Annotated in this window: 6 protein-coding genes; 2 read left to right on the top strand and 4 right to left on the bottom strand. The window is 28.8% G+C overall.

The features are described from left to right. Window positions 1–33: 33 nt before the first annotated feature. From hpf to F1B92_RS08475, 4 genes are read right to left on the bottom strand one after another with little or no spacing between them, the layout of a single operon-like run. Complete coding sequence (gene hpf, locus F1B92_RS08460) at window positions 34–561, bottom strand: ribosome hibernation-promoting factor, HPF/YfiA family (RefSeq protein ID WP_154571407.1); 528 nt, start codon at window positions 559–561, stop codon at window positions 34–36. Between the two features lie 13 nt (window positions 562–574). Continuing rightward, complete coding sequence (locus F1B92_RS08465; protein WP_154571408.1) at window positions 575–1,021, bottom strand: type IV pilus modification PilV family protein; 447 nt, start codon at window positions 1,019–1,021, stop codon at window positions 575–577. Then, entirely contained in the window at window positions 1,021–1,935 is a 915-nt protein-coding gene (locus F1B92_RS08470) for a type II secretion system protein (RefSeq protein WP_154571409.1), read from the bottom strand. The genes F1B92_RS08465 and F1B92_RS08470 overlap by 1 nt, the downstream gene beginning before the upstream one ends. Window positions 1,936–1,944: 9 nt before the next feature. Then, entirely contained in the window at window positions 1,945–2,607 is a 663-nt protein-coding gene (locus tag F1B92_RS08475) for a type II secretion system protein (protein WP_195836337.1), read from the bottom strand. A 170-nt stretch (window positions 2,608–2,777) separates the two neighbouring features. Here F1B92_RS08475 and F1B92_RS08480 point away from each other — a divergent pair, with 170 nt between their 5' ends. Together F1B92_RS08480 and lon are read left to right on the top strand one after the other, a co-directional pair. Continuing rightward, on the top strand, window positions 2,778–3,422 hold the full coding sequence (locus F1B92_RS08480; protein WP_154571411.1) for an outer membrane protein assembly factor BamD: 645 nt from the start codon (window positions 2,778–2,780) through the stop codon (window positions 3,420–3,422). Window positions 3,423–3,433: 11 nt separating this feature from the next. Next, complete coding sequence (gene lon, locus F1B92_RS08485) at window positions 3,434–5,773, top strand: endopeptidase La (RefSeq protein ID WP_154571412.1); 2,340 nt, start codon at window positions 3,434–3,436, stop codon at window positions 5,771–5,773. The last annotated feature ends 390 nt before the right edge of the window (window positions 5,774–6,163 follow it).

The following is a 6,163-nucleotide window of genomic DNA, read 5'->3' on the forward strand; positions in this document are numbered from 1 at the left end:
AATTTTAAAAAACTTTTTCATGTTTAACCTCCGTTAAAATAGACCAAATTTTGAATCTTTTTTCTTATAAATAACACGCATTTTAGCGTTGACATCGTTAAATACCAAAAATTGATCTTTACTCTCTTTTAAAATTTTTAAAGCTTCGTCAATTTCTAATGGTTTATATGTATCCAACTCCATTGGAACTATTTCATCTACTTGACTTTCTATATTTAACTCTTGATCTAAAATCACCTCTTTTGCTTCGTCTTTATTTTTATGAGTGGTATTTTTATCGTGCTCTCTTCTTAAAACTTTAGAAGCTCTTGAAGATATATCATCAATAGCAGCGTATAAATCCTTGTCTTTATGTGTAATAACGATAGTGTTTTTTCCTGCTAAATTTATAGATAAATCAACTATAAAGCCTTTTTTTCCGTGTTTTTCATCAGCAGAGATGACGCATCTAGCTGATATGATGTTGAGATTATATTTCTCTAAACTTTCAAAAGATCTTTGGATGTAGTTTTTTATAGGTTCGGTTAATTCAAACTGCTTTCCTGTGATAGTTGTGTTCATTTTATCTCCTTTGTTATGGTCTTTGTACGGTTTGTTTATGAAAACGAATAGGACCAGTTAAATTTTTATCTTTACTTTCAACTACGATATCAAACATCGCGACATTATCATTAGTGCCTGGTTTTTTACTAGTTAAAGGCTCCACACCTTGATCCATCATCTTTTTTTCTGTGCATAAGCTTTTTAAGTCTTGATCGAAATATGAAATTTTAACCGTAGCCTTTAAAATACCATATTCTATATCGATACCGTCTAAGCATTTTTTTGTATAATTGGTCTTTTGCATTTCTAAAAGTGCTATTTCTGCTGCACTTATAGCAAGTAGCTCTGCTTGGGTTTTTAGATATGAGTTTGTGTTTTGCTTGACAGTTAGGGTGGAAAATCTAAGAGCCATCAAACCAAGAGTAGAAACAATTAGGATAAACATTATAGCCATTATCAAACTAAACCCATTTTTCATTAGAACACCGCCTCTTTTTTGCATATTATGAATTTATCTTTTTTTGCCTTTTTTGGCATATTTAAATCTTGAACGCATAATTCAAACTCAATATTTCCGTTATTTCCTCTAAATTTAAACTGAGTGGCATTTTCAATCAAAAGTTCATGTTTTCCTTGTAGATAAGTCTCTCCAAGCCAAGGTCTGTAATTATAATAAAGATAGATATCAAATAATCCAGTTGTTGCATCTTTTTTACCCGGAACTATAGCATAAGCAGTATGTGAGAGATAGTATCTCTCAGTAATAGTAGCACCCGATGAAAAATTTTTAACATTAAAATCTCTTTGTCCGCTAAGATCAACCACTGCAACGACTTTGTGATTTACTTTTGTTTTATCACCTGTATAACCGTAATCTTCAGGGCTTATTGCATGCTCTCCACCTATAAAGATTATAGCTAAATTATTTTTTCCATCTGGCACTGGAGAGTATAAATCATCTATAATTTTTCCTGCTCTTTCCAATTTACTTCCAATTGAGCGAAATACTCCAGATCTATTTATATCTATAAAACCACTCCAGCCTGCAATAATCCAACTGCCTTTATCTACACCTTTATTTCTATGTATATTTTGACTCTCAACACTTATGCCATACCATTCTAAAATTTTATGTCTATCGTCACCAAGATCTATAAACTGCATATCCCCACCTATTGCTTCTCGAGCTATTGTGGTTTGTGGAATTCTATAAGAAAGTCTTGTTGCTATTTGCTCTACAGCATTAGATGCTTTTGTTTCTAGGGCGTTTATAGACTTAGAATATGCATAATTTTTATAAACATTTAAATAAATATCTGTTCCAATAAGAGATAAAATGCTTAAAACTACAATTACAAATAAAAGTTCAATGAGAGTAAAAGCTTTTTTCATAATTTTTCCTTATTTCCACTTTGCCGTAGGAATTTGCTTTGGTTCTCCTACATTGGCTAAATAATAAACCAACTTAATTTTATACTTAGGATTATCCCTATCTTCAGAAGTTACTTCTATCTTTTTAATATCACGAATGCCGCTATCGTCTTGTAATTCAATTATTCCTTTGTTGGTAGATTTTTCATATTTAACCGATACTGTAGTTTTTGAATTTATTAAAGAGCTGCTAACATAAGCTTGTTGTTCTATGCTTATGCCATTATAATCATCTATATCTTGTCTTTTGTCATTATAACTGCCACAACTACTACTTGTGCTGTTAAAATCACCTACACTACTAGCTTTAATCCAAGGTTTAACAGCTTCTCTATTAGAAGCATCTAAAATTCCGGGTCTTGAAATTTTTAAATCACTAATGGTAGTATCATCGGTTTGATAAATACCTACATAATAATCAGATGTTGCTTTTGTTTCACAAACTATTTTACTATCCCAAGGTTTAGATAAGATAATTTTTGATAGCGTTTTTGCATCATATAGCAATGACTGCTCGAGGGCTGTTATATTTAATTTATTTGTTTGTGCAATAACATTTGGTAAAACTGAAACCGAAATTCCTATTATCACTATAGATAAAACAAGCTCTATAAGAGAAAAACCTTTTTTCATCATTTTTCCTGTAAAATTTTAAATAATTTCAAAATTATACTATATTTTTTAGAAAAAATAGATAAAAATTTAAATTTATTAGTATATTTTAAAAATATTTACAAATTTAGCTATTTATTAAGTCTAAAATTGTAAAATTACGTTTTTAAAATTATTATCAAGGAAAATCTATGAAAATCCATCATAAAATTATGAGTGCTATTTTAGTGGCTATGATTTTAAGTGGTTGTTCGTCAAAATCGAATAAAGCTTATAATCTACCACCCAATGTCTGGTATGACAAGATTATGAAAGATATAAAATCCAACGACTTAAAGGCTGCTGATTCTAAATATGCTCAATTCTCAAGTGAACATATAGCTTCACCTTTGCTAGAAAATACATTGCTAATACTGGCTATTGCGCATATGCAAGAAGATGATTATATTTTGGCTAATAGTTTTTTAAATGAGTATATACGAAAATTTGGAACAAGAGATAAGATAGAATATGCTCAATTTTTAAAAATAAAAGCAAATTACGACTCATTTAAACAACCAAACAGAAATCAAAATTTAATGCAAAATAGTATTATAGAGATAAATAATTTTTTAATCCAATATCCAAAAACACAATATCGACCGCTTTTAGAGACGATGTTGATTAAATTTAAACTAGCACTTTATCATCTAAATGAAGATATAGCAAATTTATATGAAAGAACAAATAGAGACATTTCTGCTGAAATTTACAGAAAAAAACTTGAAAATTCATCGCTTAGTGATGCAAATTTGGTACCGCCTGATTTACCTTGGTATAGAAAATTTTTTGAGTAAAAGTGAAGAATATGAAAAAAATTTTGCCGATTATAATAGAAGATGAAGTGTTTTTGTATCCATTTATGGTAACGCCTATTATTTTAAATAGCAAAGAAAATATAGAAGCGTTGGAATTGGCTATTAAGAATGAAAGTATGATCTTAATAGCTACAAAAAAAGATGATGTAGAAGAAGATTTATATAATTGCATTTATAAGGCTGGGGTTGTTGGAAATATAATGCGTAAAATTTCACTTCCTGATGGTAAGATTAAAATACTATTTCAAGGGGCTTATAGGGCTAAAATATTAAATATGGTATCTAATGAGCCTTTAACTTGCGAAATAGAAATTTTTGAAGAGATTTTTCCACAAAAAGATAAGTTAGAAGCACTTTTAAATGTTTTAAAACAAAAAGTTAAAATTCTATCATCAATGTCAAACAATATGCCAAACGATCTCATAAAAGCTATGGAAAATAGCATAGAGCCTCAAAGAACAATAGATTTGATTTTGAGTTTTTTAAGGCTACCTAAAGATTTAGCTTATAATTTTTTTATAAAGCAAAATTTAGAAGAGAAATTTTTTGATGTGATTGATTATATAAGTCAAGAAATAGAAACTTTAAAATTAGAAAAAGAGATAAAACATAAAGTTCATTCAAAAATAGAAAAAAATAATAAAGAGTATTTTTTAAAAGAGCAATTAAAACAAATCCAAAAAGAACTTGGTAGTGAAAACGATAAAGAAAAAGAGATAAATGAATATAAAAAAAAGCTAGAAATAAAAAAGAATTTTATAAGCAGTGAAGCTTTCAAAGAGATTAAAAAACAAATAGATAAATTTACAAGACTACACTCTGATTCATCTGATGCTTCTGTTGTGCAAAGCTATCTTGACTGGGTTTTAGAAGTGCCATTTGAAAAAACCTCTAAAAAAAAATCATCCATAAAAGATGTAGAAAAACAGCTAAATTTAGATCATTATGGTTTAGAAAAACCAAAACAAAGAGTGGTTGAGTATTTTGGACTAAGAGAACTTTTAGAACTAAGAGGGTTTGAAGATAGGGTAAATAATGGAATTATTTTATGTTTTGCAGGACCTCCTGGTGTTGGTAAGACTAGCCTTGCAAATTCAGTAGCAAAAGCTCTAAAAAGAGAACTTATAAGAGTAGCTCTTGGCGGACTTGAAGATGTAAATGAACTTCGAGGACACAGAAGAACTTATCTTGGTTCAATGCCTGGAAGAATAGTTCAAGGTCTAATAGACGCTAAACAGATGAATCCTGTTATAGTTTTAGATGAGATAGATAAAATAGCTAGAAGTTTTAGAGGCGACCCTACAGCTGTATTACTTGAAATTTTAGATCCAGAACAAAATAGAGAATTTAGAGATTACTATTTAAATTTTAATATTGATTTAAGTAAGATTATATTTATAGCTACGGCTAATGATGTAAATAATATACCTGCTCCGCTTAGAGATAGGATGGAGTTTATTTTTTTAAGCTCATACACACCACAAGAAAAGCTAGAAATAGCCAAAAAATATCTCTTACCACAAGAACTAAAAAAACATGGATTAAAAGCTAGTGACGTTAGTATAAATGAAAGTGCTTTAAAGCTTATAATTAGCGACTATACAAGAGAGAGTGGCGTCAGAAATCTAAGGAGAAAAATAGCCGATATCTTAAGAAAAGTAGCGATTAAAATTTTAAATAGCAAAGAAAAAACCTCAATTACTAGTAAAAATTTAAGTGAATTTCTAGATAAAAAAGTATTTGAGATAGATATTATCGATAAAAAAGATAGTATAGGTCTTGTAAATGGGTTAGCTTGGACTATGGTTGGTGGAGACGTGTTAAAGATAGAAGCTATAAAAATAAAAGGAAAAGGCCTTCTTGAAATAACTGGCCAACTTGGTGATATAATGAAAGAATCAGCTAAAATAGCTTTTAGTGTAGTAAAAGTTTTAATAGATGAAAAAAAGATTGCACCTAAAAATAACTCTAAAGATCAAATTTATAAAGATTATGACCTGCATATACATGTTCCTGAAGGTGCCACACCAAAAGATGGTCCTAGTGCTGGTATAACAATAGCAACAGCAATAGCTTCGATCTTGTGCGATAAAAAAGTAAAATCAGATGTAGCTATGACAGGAGAGATAACATTAAGAGGTAAAGTTTTAGCAATAGGCGGTTTAAAAGAAAAGCTAATAGCAGCACATAAAGCAGGGGTGAAAAAAGCTCTTATCCCACGTAAAAATTTTGAAAGAGATTTAATCGATATACCAAATATAGTAAAAGATGATTTAGAAATTATAGCCGTTGATAGTATAGAAGATGTGCTAAAAGAGGCTTTAGTTTAAATTTGGTTTGATATAAAAAGATTTTCTCTAACAAATTTTATTTACAGAGAAGATCTAATCTTTTTATATTTTTATAAGCTCAAATTTACTTATCTTAAAACTATTTATAAACAAAAGATTTTGATACTTTTCAATATGGCTAAATTTAGCTATCTTAATCGTTTCTATAGCTATGTTATTAAATTATCAAATTTATTTACAAATTTAAATCAATTTAACCACAATCAATCGATAAACTTCAATGTATTGAAACTTATATTTACAAATGATACAAAAACTATAAATTTAAATAAATAGATCCAAATTTATAATGCGTAATTTCTCTTCTATCTTATTTTATCTTTTATATTTGCTAACTCCTTTTAAATTTATTAATTTTAATCACTTTAA

The sequence above is a fragment of the Campylobacter portucalensis genome (genome assembly GCF_009690845.1).
In the GTDB taxonomy this organism is placed as follows: Bacteria; Campylobacterota; Campylobacteria; order Campylobacterales; family Campylobacteraceae; genus Campylobacter_B; species Campylobacter_B portucalensis.